12 protein-coding genes and 1 pseudogene are annotated in these 14,622 nt (G+C 76.4%); 2 read left to right on the top strand and 11 right to left on the bottom strand.

Features of this window, described 5'->3' with window-relative positions:
• Positions 1-1,008: pseudogene (locus tag ACFP3R_RS23245) on the top strand (hypothetical protein); the annotation flags it as partial.
• A gap of 103 nt (positions 1,009-1,111) precedes the next feature.
• Positions 1,112-4,561 carry a BTAD domain-containing putative transcriptional regulator gene (locus ACFP3R_RS23250; RefSeq protein ID WP_380638492.1) on the top strand — a complete coding sequence of 1,150 codons (3,450 nt, stop codon included), beginning with the start codon at positions 1,112-1,114 and terminating at the stop codon, positions 4,559-4,561.
• Positions 4,562-4,779: 218 nt separating this feature from the next.
• Here the strand turns inward: ACFP3R_RS23250 and ACFP3R_RS23255 are convergent, their stop codons facing one another.
• From ACFP3R_RS23255 to ACFP3R_RS23305, 11 genes are all read right to left on the bottom strand, one after another.
• Positions 4,780-4,947, bottom strand: coding sequence for a hypothetical protein (locus ACFP3R_RS23255; protein WP_380638493.1), 168 nt, complete (start codon positions 4,945-4,947; stop codon positions 4,780-4,782).
• Between the two features lies 1 nt (position 4,948).
• Entirely contained in the window at positions 4,949-5,569 is a 621-nt protein-coding gene (locus ACFP3R_RS23260; protein ID WP_380638494.1) for a response regulator transcription factor, read from the bottom strand.
• Between the two features lie 219 nt (positions 5,570-5,788).
• Positions 5,789-6,865 (bottom strand): NAD-dependent epimerase/dehydratase family protein, encoded by a 1,077-nt coding sequence (locus ACFP3R_RS23265; protein WP_380638495.1) that lies wholly within the window; start codon positions 6,863-6,865, stop codon positions 5,789-5,791.
• Positions 6,866-6,920: 55 nt separating this feature from the next.
• Complete coding sequence (locus ACFP3R_RS23270; protein ID WP_380638496.1) at positions 6,921-8,450, bottom strand: NADase-type glycan-binding domain-containing protein; 1,530 nt, start codon at positions 8,448-8,450, stop codon at positions 6,921-6,923.
• A complete protein-coding gene (locus ACFP3R_RS23275) occupies positions 8,447-9,010 on the bottom strand; it encodes a phage tail protein (protein ID WP_380638497.1) in 564 nt (187 codons plus the stop codon). The genes ACFP3R_RS23270 and ACFP3R_RS23275 overlap by 4 nt, the downstream gene beginning before the upstream one ends.
• Positions 9,007-10,941: a putative baseplate assembly protein gene (locus tag ACFP3R_RS23280; protein ID WP_380638498.1), complete on the bottom strand. Its 1,935-nt coding sequence runs from the start codon at positions 10,939-10,941 to the stop codon at positions 9,007-9,009. Before ACFP3R_RS23280 ends, ACFP3R_RS23275 begins: the two co-directional genes overlap by 4 nt.
• Positions 10,941-11,351, bottom strand: coding sequence for a GPW/gp25 family protein (locus tag ACFP3R_RS23285; protein WP_380638499.1), 411 nt, complete (start codon positions 11,349-11,351; stop codon positions 10,941-10,943). The genes ACFP3R_RS23280 and ACFP3R_RS23285 overlap by 1 nt, the downstream gene beginning before the upstream one ends.
• Positions 11,348-11,671: a PAAR domain-containing protein gene (locus ACFP3R_RS23290; protein WP_380638500.1), complete on the bottom strand. Its 324-nt coding sequence runs from the start codon at positions 11,669-11,671 to the stop codon at positions 11,348-11,350. Before ACFP3R_RS23290 ends, ACFP3R_RS23285 begins: the two co-directional genes overlap by 4 nt.
• Before the next feature lie 21 nt (positions 11,672-11,692).
• The gene (locus ACFP3R_RS23295) at positions 11,693-13,393 is read right to left on the bottom strand and encodes a VgrG-related protein (protein ID WP_380638501.1); all 1,701 of its coding nucleotides are present in this window, start codon (positions 13,391-13,393) and stop codon (positions 11,693-11,695) included.
• Positions 13,390-14,154 (bottom strand): CIS tube protein, encoded by a 765-nt coding sequence (locus ACFP3R_RS23300; protein ID WP_380638502.1) that lies wholly within the window; start codon positions 14,152-14,154, stop codon positions 13,390-13,392. The genes ACFP3R_RS23295 and ACFP3R_RS23300 overlap by 4 nt, the downstream gene beginning before the upstream one ends.
• A 29-nt stretch (positions 14,155-14,183) precedes the next feature.
• Positions 14,184-14,618 (bottom strand): phage tail protein, encoded by a 435-nt coding sequence (locus tag ACFP3R_RS23305; RefSeq protein ID WP_380638503.1) that lies wholly within the window; start codon positions 14,616-14,618, stop codon positions 14,184-14,186.
• Positions 14,619-14,622: the final 4 nt, after the last annotated feature.

Here is a 14,622-nt window from a genome sequence, read left to right on the forward strand (position 1 = left end):
CCGGTCTGGCGGGCGCGGGTGGCGGCGCTGGCGGCGGGCGTGCTGCCCGGCGACGAGGCGAGCGCCGCCGCGGACCGCGCGCTGCGGCTGGCGCGGGAGGTGCGCGACGACTTCGCCGCGGCCCAGGCCCGGCGCGGGCTGTGGCGGATCGCCACCGCGCACCGCGACCACCCGGAGGCGCTGCGGCAGGTCGACCTCGCCCTGGCCGTCGCGGTCGAGCCGGAGGTCCACGCGGACCTGGTGGGCGACAAGGTGCTGACCCTCCGGCACCTCGACCGGCTGACCGAGGCCGACCGGCTGCTGCGCGTGGCGCGGCCCCACCACGCCGCCGCGACGCAGGACTACTGGCGCGGGCGCTGGGCGGACGCGCTCGCCCTGGTCGACGCCCACCGGGAGCCCGCGCCCGGTCCGTGGCCGCGCGACCGGGGGCCCGTGCCGCCCGCGCACGGCGTGGCCGCGCTCATCGCCGCCCGCCAGGACCGGGTGGACGTGGCGCTGCGGCACCTGCGCGTCGCGGCCGGGCAGCGCGACGAGTTCCTGGACGACTACCTGGCCGCCGCCGAGGCCGCCCTCGCCGAGCGCGACGGGCGCGTGGACGACGCGGTCGTGGCGCTGTCCGGGGTGTTGGCCGCCCACCGGATCGCGCCCGAGCACCCCTGGCTCCCCTCGCTCACGCGGCTGGCGCTGCTGGCGGACGACCACCACCTGGCCGCGCGCGCGGTCGAGCGGGCGCGGGCGGACCCGCGGGCGGTCGCGGTGGCGCTGCGCTGCCGGGGACTGGTGGACCGCGACCCCGCCCCGGTGCTCGACGCGGCGGCGCGGTACCGGGGGGCGGGGCGGCCGGTGGAGCTGGCCGAGTCGCTGGAGGACGCCGCCGTGCTGCTGGGCGAGCTGGGTGACGGCGGGGCGGCGGGCGCGGCGGCGCAGGAGGCCGTGGCGCTCTACCGCGGCTTCGGCGCTGAGTGGGACGCGCGGCGGGCCGCGGTGTGGTTGTGCCACGCCGCCTGAAGGACTTCGGGGAGGGACGGGGGCGGCGGCGGGACGGGGAGGGCGGTGGCGGTGCGGGAGCGGGGCGCACCGCGCGATCGGGGAGCCTTGGGGAGGGGACGGGATGACGTCGTTGCGGTTGGACGTGCTGGGGCCGGTGCGCGCGTGGGTCGGGGACCGGGAGGTGCCGCTGGGCTCGGCGCGTCCCCGGGCGGTGTTCGCGATGCTCGCGCTGCGCACGGGTCTGGTGGTGCGGCGTGACGAACTGGTCGCGGGCGTGTGGGGGCAGGACGCGCCGGCCACCGCGGAGGGCAGCGTCCACACCTACATCTCGTTGCTGCGCAGAGCCCTGGAGCCCGACCGCGCCCGGGGGGTGGCCTCGCGACTGCTGGAGTCCACCGGCTCGGGCTACCGGCTGCGCTGGGACCCGGCCGCCTCGGACCTGGCCGGGTTCCGGGCGCTGCGCGCGCGGGGGCAGCGCCGGCTGGCCGAGGGCGACGCCGAGGCCGCGCTCGACTCGCTGGACTCGGCCGTGGAGCTGTGGCGGGGCGAGGCGCTGGCGGGTCTGAGCGGGCCCTTCGCCGAGACCCGGCGGCGCGAGCTGACCGCGGAGCGCACCACCGCCCGGGAGCTGCGCGCCGAGGCCGCCCTGGCCGTCGGCGCGCACACCGACGTGATCGCCGAGCTCGGCGCGCTGGTCGTCGAGGAGCCGCTGCGGGAGCGGGCGCGCGAGCTGCTGGTGCTGGCCCTGCACCGCGGCGGGCGCGGCGCGGAGGCGCTGGAGGTGTTCCGCGACGCCCGCCGGGTGCTGGCCGCCGAGCTGGGCGTGGAACCGGGACCGGGGCTGCGCGCCGCGCAGCGGCTGGTGCTCACCGGCACGGGCGGTGGGCCCACCGCCCCGCGCACCGCGCCACCGCGGGCGTCCACGACCGGCCACGTCCTCCCCCACCACCCGGAGCCGACGACCGCCGCCGTGGTCGACGAGCCGGTCCTGCACGGCCGCGACGCGGAGCTGGCCGAGGTCGCGCGCGCGGTCGACGAGCTGTCCGCCGGGCGCGGCCGGGCGCTGTGGGTCGAGGGCGAGATGGGCATCGGCAAGTCGGCGCTGCTGGCCGCGGTGCTGGCGCGGGTCGGGACGGCCGGGCACCCCGTCGCCCACGCCGTCGCCGACGAGCTGGACCGCCGCTTCCCGCTCCGGCTCGCGCAGGACGCCCTGGGCGTCGACACCACCGCCACCGAACCGCGGCGCGCGGCCGTGGCGCGGGCGCTGCGCGAGCGGCAGCCGGTCGGGTCGATCTTCGCGGACGGCGACCCGGTCACGGGCGGGGTGGACCGGCTGGTCGCCCTGGTGGAGCAGCTCTGCGCGGACGGCCCGCTGGTGCTGGCGCTGGACGACCTCCAGTGGGCCGACGAGGGCAGCACCGAGGTGTGGCACCGGCTCGGCGCGCTGACCCGGCGCCTGCCGCTGCTGCTGGTGGGCTCGGCGCGACCGGTGCCGAACCGGCCGGAGGTGGCCCGGCTCCGGCGCGTCGCGGAGTCCACCGGCGGCGCGGTGCTGGACCTGGCGCCGCTGGGCGAGGCGGACGTGGCGGGCATGGTCGCCGGGCTGGTCGGCGCGCCGCCCGGACCGGGGCTGCGCGAGATCGCCGCGCGGGCGGGCGGCAACCCGCTGTACGTGCGCGAGGTCGCGGACGCGCTGCTGCGCGAGCGGCTCGTGGTGGTCGGCACCGGGGTGGCCGAGGCGCGCGAGCACGCCTTCGACCGGGCGCCGGGATCGCTGGTGTCGGCGGTCGGCGGGCGCCTCGACTTCGTGGCCACCCCGACGCGCGAGGTGCTGCGGTGGGCCGCGCTGCTGGGCGGTGAGTTCGCGGTCGACGACCTGGCGATCGTGCTGGGCCGCCCGGTGCCGGAGCTGGTGCCCGCGTTCGAGGACGCCGCCGCGGCGGGGGTGCTGCGCGACGCCGGGCACCGCATCGCCTTCCGGCACCCGGTGCTGCGGCAGGCGCTGTACGAGGGCACGCCCGCGGCGCTGCGCAACGCGCTGCACCAGCAGGCCGCGCAGGCGCTCGCGCGGGCCGGCGCGCCGGTCGACCACGTGGCCGAGCAGCTGCTGGCCGCGCCCGGCGACGCCGGGTCGTGGGTGGTGGACTGGCTGCTGGCCCGCGCGCCCGCGCTGGTCTACGAGGCGCCGCTGGTGGCGGTCGAGCTGCTCCAGCGGGCGCTACGGTCCACGGCGGTGCCCGACGAGCACGCCGCGACGTTGCGCGCGAACCTGAGCACCGTGCTGTTCCGGATCGGCCGCGACGTCGAGGCCGAGCACCACGCCCGGCAGGCCCTGCCGCGGCTGCGCGACCCGGACCGGATCGCCGAGGCGCGGTGGACGATGGCCTACGGGCCCTTCCGCGCGTCGCGGCCGGAGGAGGCGCTGGCCTCGCTGCGGGAGGCGCTGGCCGACCCGGTGCTGCCGGACGCGTGGCGGGCCCGGCTGCTGTCGTTGCAGGCGCTGGTGCAGCGCGCCGGGCTCGACGACCTCGACGCGGCGGCGGCGAGCGCGCGCGAGTCCATCGAGGCGGGCGAGCGCGGGGCCGACCCGTTCGCCATCGGGCAGTCCCTGGAGGTGCTCTGGCAGGTGGACGCGGCCCGCCGCGACTACGTGAGCGCGCTCGGCTACCTGGACCGGGCGCTGGACGTGGTGGGCACCGACCTCAGCCTGACCGACCTGAGGCTGGTGCTGCTGGACAACCGCGTGTTCACGCTCCAGTGCCTGGACCGGCTGGACGAGGCGACCGACACGCTGCGGCTGGCGTTCGAGGTGGCCGGGCACGGCGCGCCCGTGGCGGCCCTCCAGGTCGGCGCGTCGGTGCACCGGTTCTGGCTCGGCGGGTGGGACGAGGCGGTGGACCGGCTCGGCGCGGTGCTCGGGGACGACTCCGGCATCACCGGGTTCGGGCTGCGTGAGGGCGGGCTGGTGCTGCTGCACGGCGTCGCCGCGCTGATCGCCGCGCACCGCGACGACGGGCCCGCGCTGAGGCGGCACCTGCACGCCGGGCTCACGGTGCCGATGGTGACCGCGGCGAACCGGGAGAACTGCGACTTCCTGGTGGCGGCGCGGGCCACGGCGTCCTACCGGGACGGGAACCACGCCGAGGCGGTCGACCTGCTGGGCGGCATCCTCGACACCCGCTACGCGCAGATGATGCTGCGGCACCAGTGGTTGCCCGAGCTGGTCCGGATCGCGCTGGACGGTGGCGACCGGGCGACGGCGCGGGCCGCGGCGGAGGCGTGCGAGGCCGAGGCGGCGCGGGAGTCGACCGAGGCGAGGGCGGCCGCCGCCGCGCGGCGCTGCCGCTGCGTGCTGGCGGAGGACGCGGACGGGCTCGCCGAGGTCGCCGCGCACTACCGCTCGGTGGGGCGGGTGTTCGAGCTGGCGCAGACGCTGGAGGACCGCGCGGTCCTGCTGGCCCGGGGTCGGCGCGGGTCTGAGGCGGGCGTGGCGTTGCGCGAAGCCATCGGGCTCTACCGCGACCTGGGCGCGGCGTGGGACGTTCGTCGGGCCACCGCCCGGGTCGGCTGACGCCGGGTCGGCCCGGCCGGTCCCGCACGCGGCCGGCACCTCGCCCGACGAGAACCTGGCGCGGCGGAACCTGACACGGCCGGCTCCTGACACGGCCGGCTCCTGACACGGCCGGCACCGGGCGTGGTCGACGTCGGGCACGGCTTCCGGGGGCGGTTGGACCGCGTCCCACCGCGCGGCCCTCCGGCGCACCCCCGGTTCACCCCGGCCAGGGGTGTCTACTCGTCCCCCGCCGGAGCGCCGATCACGCCGTCCGCCGACATCACCCAGCCCGTCTCCGACCGGCCACCACGCGCGCCGGACGCTCCCCTCAACCCCCGCCGCACCTGGTCCACCACCCGGCGCAGCCTGGCCCGGTCCCGTTCCGCCACCAGGGTCTCGTCCACTTCAGATCATCCCCTTCCGCAGTGCGTAGGCGACCGCGTGCGGCCGGTTGCGCAGGTTGAGCCGGGTGGTCAACCCGTAGAAGACGTTCTTGATCGTGCGCTCCGAGTAGCACAGCCTGCTGGCGATCTCGGCGGTGTCCAGGCCGTCGGCCATCAACCGCAGCACGTCCGCCTCGCGCGGCGTCAGCTTCGGCACGCTCGCGTCCGGCGAGATCAGCTCCCGCTGGAGGCGTTCCACGTGCTTGAGCAGCTCCGCCACCAGGCTCGGCGGCATCACTCCACCGCCCGAGGCGGCCGCCAGGACGCTGCGCAGCACCCGCTCCCCGGTGGCGGCGCTGCGGGGCAGGATGGCCACCACCCGGCACTCCACGGCGGCGAGCACGTCCTTCTCCCCCACCTCGTCGAGGACCAGGACCATCGGCGCGGCCGCGTCGGCGGCGACCCGGCGCAGGCCCGCCAGCACCTCGGGGCCGATCCGGTCGACGGCGACCACGACCACGTCGGCGCGCGCCCGCTGGTCCCACTCCAGGACCACGATCTCGGCCCGCGAGCCGAGGTAGCTGGTCAAGCCGGCCATGCTCAGGTGATCCGCCGACTGGACGACGACCCGCACTCGTTCCACCGCTGCCTCCCACAGGTCCGCTTCCCCGATTTCGAGTGTGGAAGGCGTGGCTTCACGTGCTCTCAAACGCGTCTACAAAACTTCTTCACGAAGCCCGGACGGCATGGAGGGGGCGCGGAGAGGGGCCCGCCGATCACTCAACACCCCGCAAGATCTCCTGGTCAAGGGGGTGTTCCCGGAGTTGCGCAAGGTCGGCGCCCTCGCGCACCCCGGCGCGGTTCACCCCGGGGCGACGACCTCCTGCACCCCGCTCCAGTGCCGGTGCAGGGTCGACAGCACGTCGTCCAGGTCGTGCGCGGGCGACCAGCCCGGGTAGTCGCGCCGGAACTTGCGGGTGTCGCTGATCCACCACCGGGGGTCGGCGAAGCGGGGCCGGGGCGAGTAGTCGAACCGCACCTCCACGCCCGTCAGGTGCTCGTAGCGGGCGATCAGCTCCAGCACCGAGGCGGCGCGCTCCCGCCCGCCGCCCAGGTGGTAGACCTCGCCGGGTCGGGGGTCCAGGGAGAACTCCCACAGCGCGTCCACCAGGTCGCGGGCGTCCAGCACGTCGCGCACCTGCTTGCCGCCGTGGCCGACCACCGGGTAGGGTGCCCCGCGCACGGCGCTGCGCACCAGGTGCGACACGAAGCCGTGCTCCGGCACGCCAGCCTGGCCGGGACCGGTGACGCTGCCGCACCGGAACACGCCGACCTTCATGCCCAACTGGCGGCCGTGCTCCTGCGCGGCGAGGTCGGCCGACAGCTTCGACACCCCGAGGAACGCGCGGTCGGCCCGGTCGAGCCGGATCGACTCGTCCACGCCGTGCTCGTGGAACGGGTGGGCCGGGTCCAGCTCCCACCGGGTCGCGGTCTCCACCAGGGGCAGCGCGTCCGGCACGTCGCCGTACACCTGGGCGGCGGAGACCAGGGCGAACACCGCCTCGCCGCAGTGCCGCCGGACCGAGTCCAGCACGGTGAGCGCGCCCACGGCGTTGACCGCGAAGTCGACCAGCGGCTGCCGGGCGGACCACGCCCGGCTCGGCTGCCCGGCCGCGTGCACCACCAGCCGCACGTCGGCACCCAGGGTGCGCAGGACCCCGTCCACGGCCGCCCGGTCGCGCACGTCCACCGAGTGGTGCCGGTAGTTCTCGACGCGCCGGACCTCGGCCAGGCCGCGCGCCACCGACCCGGCCGGGCCGAAGAACTCCTGCCGCATCCCGTTGTCCAGGCCGACGACCAGGTCGAACCTCGGCGCGAACCGCCGGACCGCCTCGCCGCCGACCAGCCCGGCCGAGCCGGTGACCACTGCGATGTCCACGTGTGCTCCCTCCGTGCGTCAACCCTCTGCGTCAACCCCTGCGCGCCGACCGCGGTCACGGGCGGCGGAAGAACTCGACCTCGCCCAGCGCGACGTGCCGGCCGGCGCCCAACCCGGCGGCGGACGTCACGACCAGGCGCACCGCCACGACGTCGCTGATGCCCGTGTCGGTGCGCTGCGGGCCCGGCTGGTCGTTCAGCGCCACCGCGATCGTGCGGGTGACGCCGCCGGCGCTGGTCACCACCACGTCCAGGGCGGTGGGCCGGGCCTGCTCGCGGAACTGCTCGGGCTGCGCCGAGGCACCCGTGTGCACGACCACCGACAGCAGCCGGAACGGCCGGTCGAAGGTGAACTCGACCGCGTCGCCCACGGCGGGCGCGCCCCAGTACCGGTTCGACAGCCCGTCCACCGCGGCGGCGGCCGGGTGGTCGGGCACCTCGGCGGTGGCCGAGGTGCGCGCGGGCGCGATCGGCGCGGGCTTCGCCAGCCGGTCGCGCAGGTCCTCGAACAGCCCCACCGCCCTCGGGGCGAACAGGACCCCGGCGACCACCAGCGCGGCGACCACGAGCAGCGCGGCCAGCCTGCGCAACCACCGGGAGGTGTCGCCGCGCCGCCGCGGCCGCCCACGGCGGCGCGCGGCCCGCGTCGCCGGTCCGGCCGGCAGCAGCGGGGTGGCGCACCGGCGGCAGAACCTCCGGCCCGGTGGGTTGGTGGTGCCGCACACCGGGCACGGCGGGCCGTCCACCGCGACCCCGGGGCCGGTGCTGGGCAGCGGGCGCTTGGCCTCCGGCCGGCCCGGCAGCACCGGTCCCAGCACCACGTCCGAGGGCCCCGCCGCGACCACGGCCGCCGACCCGGCGCCAGTCCGGACCCGGGCCGCGTCCGCCGAGTCCGTCGGCACGGACGCGGCTCCGGTGCCCTGGTCGGCGGTCGCGCCCGGGTCCTTCCCGAACCGGGACCGCACCCAGGCCCGCCAGCGGGCCCACAGGCCCGGCCGGGTGGCGGCCGACTCCCCGACCGCCGGTCCGACACCGGCCGCCGAACCCGCCCGCGCCCCGTCCGACAGCGATTCCACGCCGCCCGCCAGGAAATCCTCGACCGGTGGGGTCCGCCCGGCGACCAGGTCCTGCACGGCGGCCAGGCCCTCCGCCACCCGGTCGTCCTCTGGAGCCCGATCGGCCCCCGCCGCCCGGTTGTCCCCCGCCGCCCGGTCACCGCCCGCAACCCGGTTGTCCCCCGCGGCCCGGTTGTCCCCCGCAGCCCGATCAGCCCCCGCCACCCGATCGGCCTCGGGTTGACCGGACCCGCCCGCGTGGTCCCGCGCCGGCGCGGGACCACGCCCGGTCCCGGCCCACCGCCGAGCCGCCGGTTCCGGGCCGGTGGCGAGTTCCCGCGCGGCGGCCGGGCCCAGCTCGGCGGCCGGGCCCTGCTCGGCCCCCGGTTCCCGCCCGGCCGCCACACCCCGCCCGGCCCCCGCCACCGCGGCCCCACCCGCCGACCACCCCAGGTAGGTCCCGCAGTTGCCGCAGAACTCGTCGCCGTCCTGGACGGACGCCCCGCACTGGGGGCACGAGCGCACGGTCATCCCCCCTCACCCCCGGGCGGCCCGTCCAGCACCTCGACCACGCACCTGACGTGCACCGGGCACACCGCCTCCACCAGCGCCTCGACCCGACCCCGGTCCACCGGGCCGGACGACCCCGCCCACACCCGCACCACGACCACCCCCACCGCCGGACCCGGCAGCGGCCCGTCCGGCGTGCCCGACCAGCCCACCCCGGGTCCGTCGGCCACCTCCGCGCGCACCCCCAGCGCCAGCTCCAGCCGATCCACCAGCCCGGACACCGTGCCGCGCCGCCGGTGCAGCTCCACCGCCCGCCGCACCAGGGCGCGCCGCAGCGGCTCCGGCCAGGCCGGGTCCAGCCCGGCCGCCACCCACGACGACAGCCACGCCAGGAAGTCCTCCGGCGCCAGCGCCGGGTCCAGGTAGGCGGGCAGGTTGTCCAGCGTGGACAGCACCGCCGACAGCACGGCGTCCAGCCCGGCGGTGAACCGCTGCGCGAGGTCGTCGCCCGCGAACAGCGCGGGCAGCATCTCCCCCAGCGGGTGCCTGCTCGGCAGCTCCGGCAGCGCGGCCCTGGTCACGGCGCACCGACCACGACCTGGTGCTGGTGGGAGAACACCAGCGCGTTGGGCGCGACCTCCAGCCGGTCCACCGGGGTGCCGCGCGCCCCGGTGATCGGGTTCGCCGGGAACATCCGGATCTCCTCCACCAGCCGCACCCCGGGCACCGCCTGGAGCACCGAGAACACCTCGCCGAACTGCACCGGCCGCCCGAAGCCCCACCCGGTCCCCCCCGGCCCGCCGCGCAGCGGGTCGAGGTACCGGTACAGCGCGGCCAGGGCGTCCTCGCGCGCCCGGTCGACGTCGGTCGCGGTGAGCCGGGCCACCACCGTCAAACCCTGGTAGCGCGGCGGCTCCACGACCAGCCGGGTGCCCAGCAGGCGCCGCTCGTCCAACCGGCGGGCGACCGCGGCCAGCACCTCGTCGGAGGGCAGCAGCTGCTCGAACCGCAACCGGTCGCCCTCGTCGGCCACCGCGTCGGGCACCACCAGCACCCGCGCCGCGCCCACCTCGCCCTCCACCGGCAGGCAGCGCACGCGCGCCAGCGACGGCGCGGCCTGCCGGGCGATCAGCTCGTGGTCCTCGGCGGTCACCGCGCGGTCCTGCACCCGCAGCTGCTGGGGCGCGCGCAGCTTCGCCTCGGGCACCGTCTCCGCGTCCACGCCGCCGGTCGCGGCCTCGCGGTTCTCCACCGCCGAGAGGTAGGGCACCGAGCTGCGCAGCACCGAGATGGCCCGCCGCGCGACGTTGCCCGACCGGCCGCCGCCGGTGCGGTAGCGCGGCACCCGCAGCGCCGCGCCCTTGGGCGGCACCGCGCCGTGGCGGCGCAGCGTCCCGTCCGCCTCCCGCACCGCCGGTGGGAACAGGAACTCGCCGCTCGACGCGTCGAGCACCACGTGCCGGTCGTCGGGGCCGGACGCGCCGAAGTCCTCGACGACCGACCAGTCCTCCCAGCCCTCGCCCGCGGCGACCTGGACGACCACCGGGTCACCGTCGAGCAGCACCGGGGCCCTGGGCACGCGGAACCGCTGGCCGGGCACGCCGGCGGACTCGCCGAGCGGCACGTCCACCTCGGTCTCGGCGTGCTCGGCGGTGGTGGTGCCGCCGATGGTGTAGACCTCGGCCTCGCGGACCGTCGGCGACCCGGAGTAGAACGGCTGGCCGGGCACCGGCTCGGTGACCCGGCAGCGCAGCCAGCCCGCGCGGTGCCCGGCGACCACCGAGGTGGTGTGCCCGCCGGGGACGTGCAGCACGACCTCGCCCGGCCGGTTGAGACCGCCGGTGCCGTCCTCGTCGACCTCGCAGGCGGCCCAGTCCGCGCCGTCCCACGCCTCCCACACCAGCGGGGGCTGCCGGGGGTCGACGCCGATGCCCTCGACGCGGCTCTCCAGCCTCAGCACCACCGCGCAGTTCGGCACCGCGGCGCTCAGCCCGAACAGGGTGGCGTCGCCGGGCGCGGGCGCGGGCTGGAAGCACGGCACGTCCTGGCCCGCCTCCAGGTCGCGCGTGCGGTCGGCGTGCTCGCCCGCGGCCGAGCGGGTGACCAGGCGCGCCAGCCCGCAGGGCACGATCGGCAGTTCCCCGGCGGTGGCGAACACGGTGGCCTCGGCGAACTCGGTGCTCACCGTCGCCACCTCGGTGCCCGCGGGCAGCGACACGGTCTCCGCCTGCGGCGCGGACAGCCAGAACGTCACCCGCGCGCGGGCCGCCGTCGGCGGGAACAGCCGCACGCCCAGCAGGTCGAGGAACGCCAGGTAGTTCTTCTCCGGCACCCGGTTGAGCCGGTAGACCAGCTGGTCGACCATGTGCGCGAAGGTCTCGATGAGCGTGACGCCGGGGTCGGACACGTTGTGGTCCGTCCACTCCGGACAGCTCTGCTGGACGTAGCGCTTGGCCTCGTCCACGAACTGCTGGAAGCGCCGGTCGTCCAGGTTGGGCGCCGGGATCGCCATCAGTCGGCCTCCCCTTCCTCGGACGGGATCGTGTAGAACGGGAAGACCAGGTTGCGCTGGTCGTTGGTGGACTTCACGGTGTAGCGGATGTCGATGTAGAGCGTGCCGACGTCGACCGAGTCGAAGGCCACCACCACGTCGGCCACGTCGATGCGCGGCTCCCAGCGGTCTAGCGCGGCGCGCACCTCGCGCGAGACGTGCCCGGCGGTCGCGCCGTCGGCCGCGGCGAACACCAGGTCGTGGATGCCGCAGCCGAACTCCGGCCGCATCGGGCGCTCGCCCGGCGCGGTGCCCAGGACCAGCCGGATGGCCTCCTGGACCTCCTGGTCGCGGTCGACCATGCCGATGCCGCCGGTGGGGCCGACCCGCAGCGGGAAGCCCCAGCCGCGGCCGACGAAGTCGGCGCTCACAGCAGGCCCCCGACCCGCACCGTGCCGAGGCGCGGCACGATCTTGGCCCCGCACGTGGTGCGGTCGCCGATCAGCGCGACGGGCAGGCCCGCGACGAGCACCGTGCGGGGCGGCACCGGCGGGTCCGGGATGACGAGGTTGCCCGGCCCCAGCAGGGGGTCCGGCGGCTTGACGCACGCGTGCACGCCGCCGACCGCGGCGACGGGCCTGCCCTCGACCAGCACCGTGAGCAGCCTGGCCGCCGCGGGGCCGACCGGCGGACCGATCGTGCCTCCGTGGGAGGTCTTGTCGCCCTGTCGGGCGACGGGTACCGGGGGCATGGTGGCACTCTCCTCACGTGGTCAGTTGAGCCTGATGAAGCTGCCCTTGAGCGTGAGCACGCCCATCCCCGCGTCGATGGTGATGCCGGCGGCGTCCATCGTCAGCGAGCTGATCACCCCGGCGCCCCGGGGACCGCGCACGGACACGCCGATCCGGTTGAGCTTGTCGTCGAGCACGACCTCCAGCCGCTCGTCGCCGGTGACCAGCCTCAGGCCCGACTGGGCCGGGCTGTCCAGCAGCTCCAGCCGGTTGCCGTTGCGGGCGGCCACGGACCGGCGGTTGACCTTGCCGCGCATCCGGTCCACCAGCGGGCGGCCGTGCGGCGAGGGCTTGTCGACCCCGTTGTAGAGCCCGCCGATCACGTAGGGGCGGTCCAGGCTGCCCTGCTCGAACCCCACCAGCACCTCGTCGTCGACCTCGGGGCTGAACACCCCGCCGCCGCCGACGCCGCCCCACTGCACGGTGCGGACCCAGTCGGTGACGTATTTGTCGTCCAGCCACGGGAACCTCAGGCGCACCCAGCCGCGCTGGTCCCGGCCGGGCTCCTTGATGTCGGTGACGACCGCGGTGGCCAGGCCGGGCATCCGCGGGCCGCGGGCGGGCGCGCTGCCGCCCGCGACCAGGCCGGCCAGGGACCGGTCGGGCGAAGCGCTGACCGTCAGCGTGGTGTAGTAGCCGGTCTCGGGGTCCAGCACGTGGCGCGCGCCGGTCGCGGTGTAGGTGCCGTTGAAGTCCTCGCCGTAGTCCGCGACCGACACGGGGTCGCCCGCGCGGAGCCGGGGGCTGCCGTTGACCACGGCCTCCAGCTCGCCGAACCCGGCGCTGGTGGACGCCTCCAGCGAGCGCGCCGCGCGGGTCGCCTCGGCCTGGGTGGCGTAGGGGGTGTCGGTGACCAGCAGGGGCGCCTTGGTGGGGAACCTCGCGTTCGCCTCGCCCGCGCTCAGGCCGGGCTTGACGGTCCGGCTCGGGGTGTTGGGCTGCACCGCGACCAGCGCCGCCTTGGCGGCGACGTCCCAGCTGCGCACCTCGACGCCGTTGGCCTGGTCGGTGCCGGTGAGCACGGCGCGCAGCGCCACGGTATTGTCACCGAACCTCAGCACGTGCGGGTCGCCCGCCGCCGACGCCTTCGGCGCCTTGCTCGCGGGCTGGAGCTCGACGAACTCCAGGCGTCCCCGCGCGTCCACCCGGACCACGGCGTCGTGCTCCTGGGCGAGCACCTGGAGGAAGTCCCAGTCCGACACGCCCGCCTGGCTGAGGTGCCGGTAGGTGACGTTGGCGAGGTCGAGCCTGCCCACGGTCAGCCCGGCGCCGAGCGCGACCTTCCGCACGACCGCCGACGCGGACATGTTGCGGAACGCCTGCACCTTGCGGCCGCGCAGCAGGCGGTGCGCCCGGCTCATCGCCCGGACCACGACGAACACCCCGGTGCCGTCGTGGTCCAGCTCCAGCCCGGTGACCTCCCCGGTGAACACGCGCTCGGCGGAGGTGACGGCGGACGTCGCGAACGCCACCTCCACCGGATCGCCGATGGAGATCCCGGCGGCCCGGAGCAGCTCCCGCTTGTCGTCCCGGTAGGTCAGCACCGCGCTGTCGGGCAGGCCGACGTTCTCGTCCACCACGCAGCGGACCAGGAGGCCCGCCCGGTCCAGCAGCTCCTTGCCGTTCACGCTGATCACCGCACTGGCGGCGAGGTTGTCGCCCTGCTCGTTCGGCGTGGTCACCGCTCCTCCTCCGGTCCGCCCACCGTGCCCGGGACCAGCAGCTCCCTGCCGGGCTCCAGGACCATGGGGTCGTCGATGTCGTTGGCCTCGGCGATGATCCGCCACGCGGTGGCGTCGCCGTACTCCCGCCAGGCCAGCTGCGGCAGGCTGTCCCCGGCGACCACCCGGTGCGTGCGCCGGGCCTCGCGCGAACCGGAGGTCGGGTTCTGGCCCGGCGTGTCGGCCCCCGCCTCCTCGATGGACAGCGAGCAGGTGGCGCGCAGCGGCTTGCCGTCCGGGTCGAACAGCGAGTAGTCCACCGACAGGCTCGACAGCACGCCGTCGAAGGACACCGACTTGGCGGTGCCCCACTCGAAGCGCACCCACGGGCTGGCGGGCTTCTTCTTGCGCAGGCTGGCCTTCGTGGGCACGCAGGCGATCATCAGCTTCTCCACCCCCTCCTCCACCGAGTTGTCGTGCTCGGAGGTCGCGTCCAGGAACACGTCCACGCTCAACGAGCGCGGGCCGCTGCCGACGAACTCCGGCAGTGACGCCTGGCCCGCCATCCGCGCCGGTTTGCGCCGCCACTCGACGCTCTTGCTCAGGGACAACCGGTTGGGGTTGAACTGGAACTTGACCGTGGCCAGCCGCCCACCCGGCTTGGCGCCGCTCCTGGCCGGCGGTTCCATGATCACCAGCTGCGCCTTGACGAGGCCGGAGCCGAAGTACGCCTTCGCGGCCTTGCCCGCCTTGGCGACGCCGGCCTGGAACTTCGCTGCCACGGTCCGGTCCTCCTCCCGCTGCCCGCGCCTCAGTCGTCGCTGGACGCCTGGAGGCCCTCGTGGGCGAACTCCAGCGTCTCCACGGCGGCCTGGGACTGGTTCGGGTCGAAGGAGGGGCCCTGCCAGCGGACCGGGATGATGCCCATGACCTGCCAGCTGACGATCGGGGTCAGGTCGGGGGCCAGCGCGACGATCTCGCCGTCCTCGCGGTCGGCCTCCTTGAGGACCTCGTTGAACCACTTGAGGACCTTCGTCGAGTCGCCGGTCACCGGGCGGGTCAGGGTGATGTTCGACCAGGTGATGCGCGAGGGCAGGCTCCAGGTGAACCCGTTGTTGCCGCCCTCGGCGTACTGCTCCACCTCCACCTGCGCGCCGAGACCCTCGCAGGTGTGGAACATGCCGAGGTCGTCGTCGGCGATGGTCAGCCGGAAGAAGACGCTGCTGGCGAAGACGTCGTCGCTCATGGGT

The organism is Saccharothrix lopnurensis, assembly GCF_042658445.1.
Classification (GTDB): Bacteria; Actinomycetota; Actinomycetes; order Mycobacteriales; family Pseudonocardiaceae; genus Actinosynnema; species Actinosynnema lopnurensis.

What these genes read in the sequence shown, in the direction of transcription:
- ACFP3R_RS23250 (WP_380638492.1), top strand. Translation starts at nt 1,112, where the DNA reads ATGACGTCGTTGCGGTTGGACGTGCTGGGGCCGGTGCGCGCGTGGGTC.
- ACFP3R_RS23270 (WP_380638496.1), bottom strand. Translation starts at nt 8,450, where the DNA reads ATGACCGTGCGCTCGTGCCCCCAGTGCGGGGCGTCCGTCCAGGACGGC.
- ACFP3R_RS23280 (WP_380638498.1), bottom strand. Translation starts at nt 10,941, where the DNA reads ATGGCGATCCCGGCGCCCAACCTGGACGACCGGCGCTTCCAGCAGTTC.
- ACFP3R_RS23290 (WP_380638500.1), bottom strand. Translation starts at nt 11,671, where the DNA reads ATGCCCCCGGTACCCGTCGCCCGACAGGGCGACAAGACCTCCCACGGA.
- ACFP3R_RS23305 (WP_380638503.1), bottom strand. Translation starts at nt 14,618, where the DNA reads ATGAGCGACGACGTCTTCGCCAGCAGCGTCTTCTTCCGGCTGACCATC.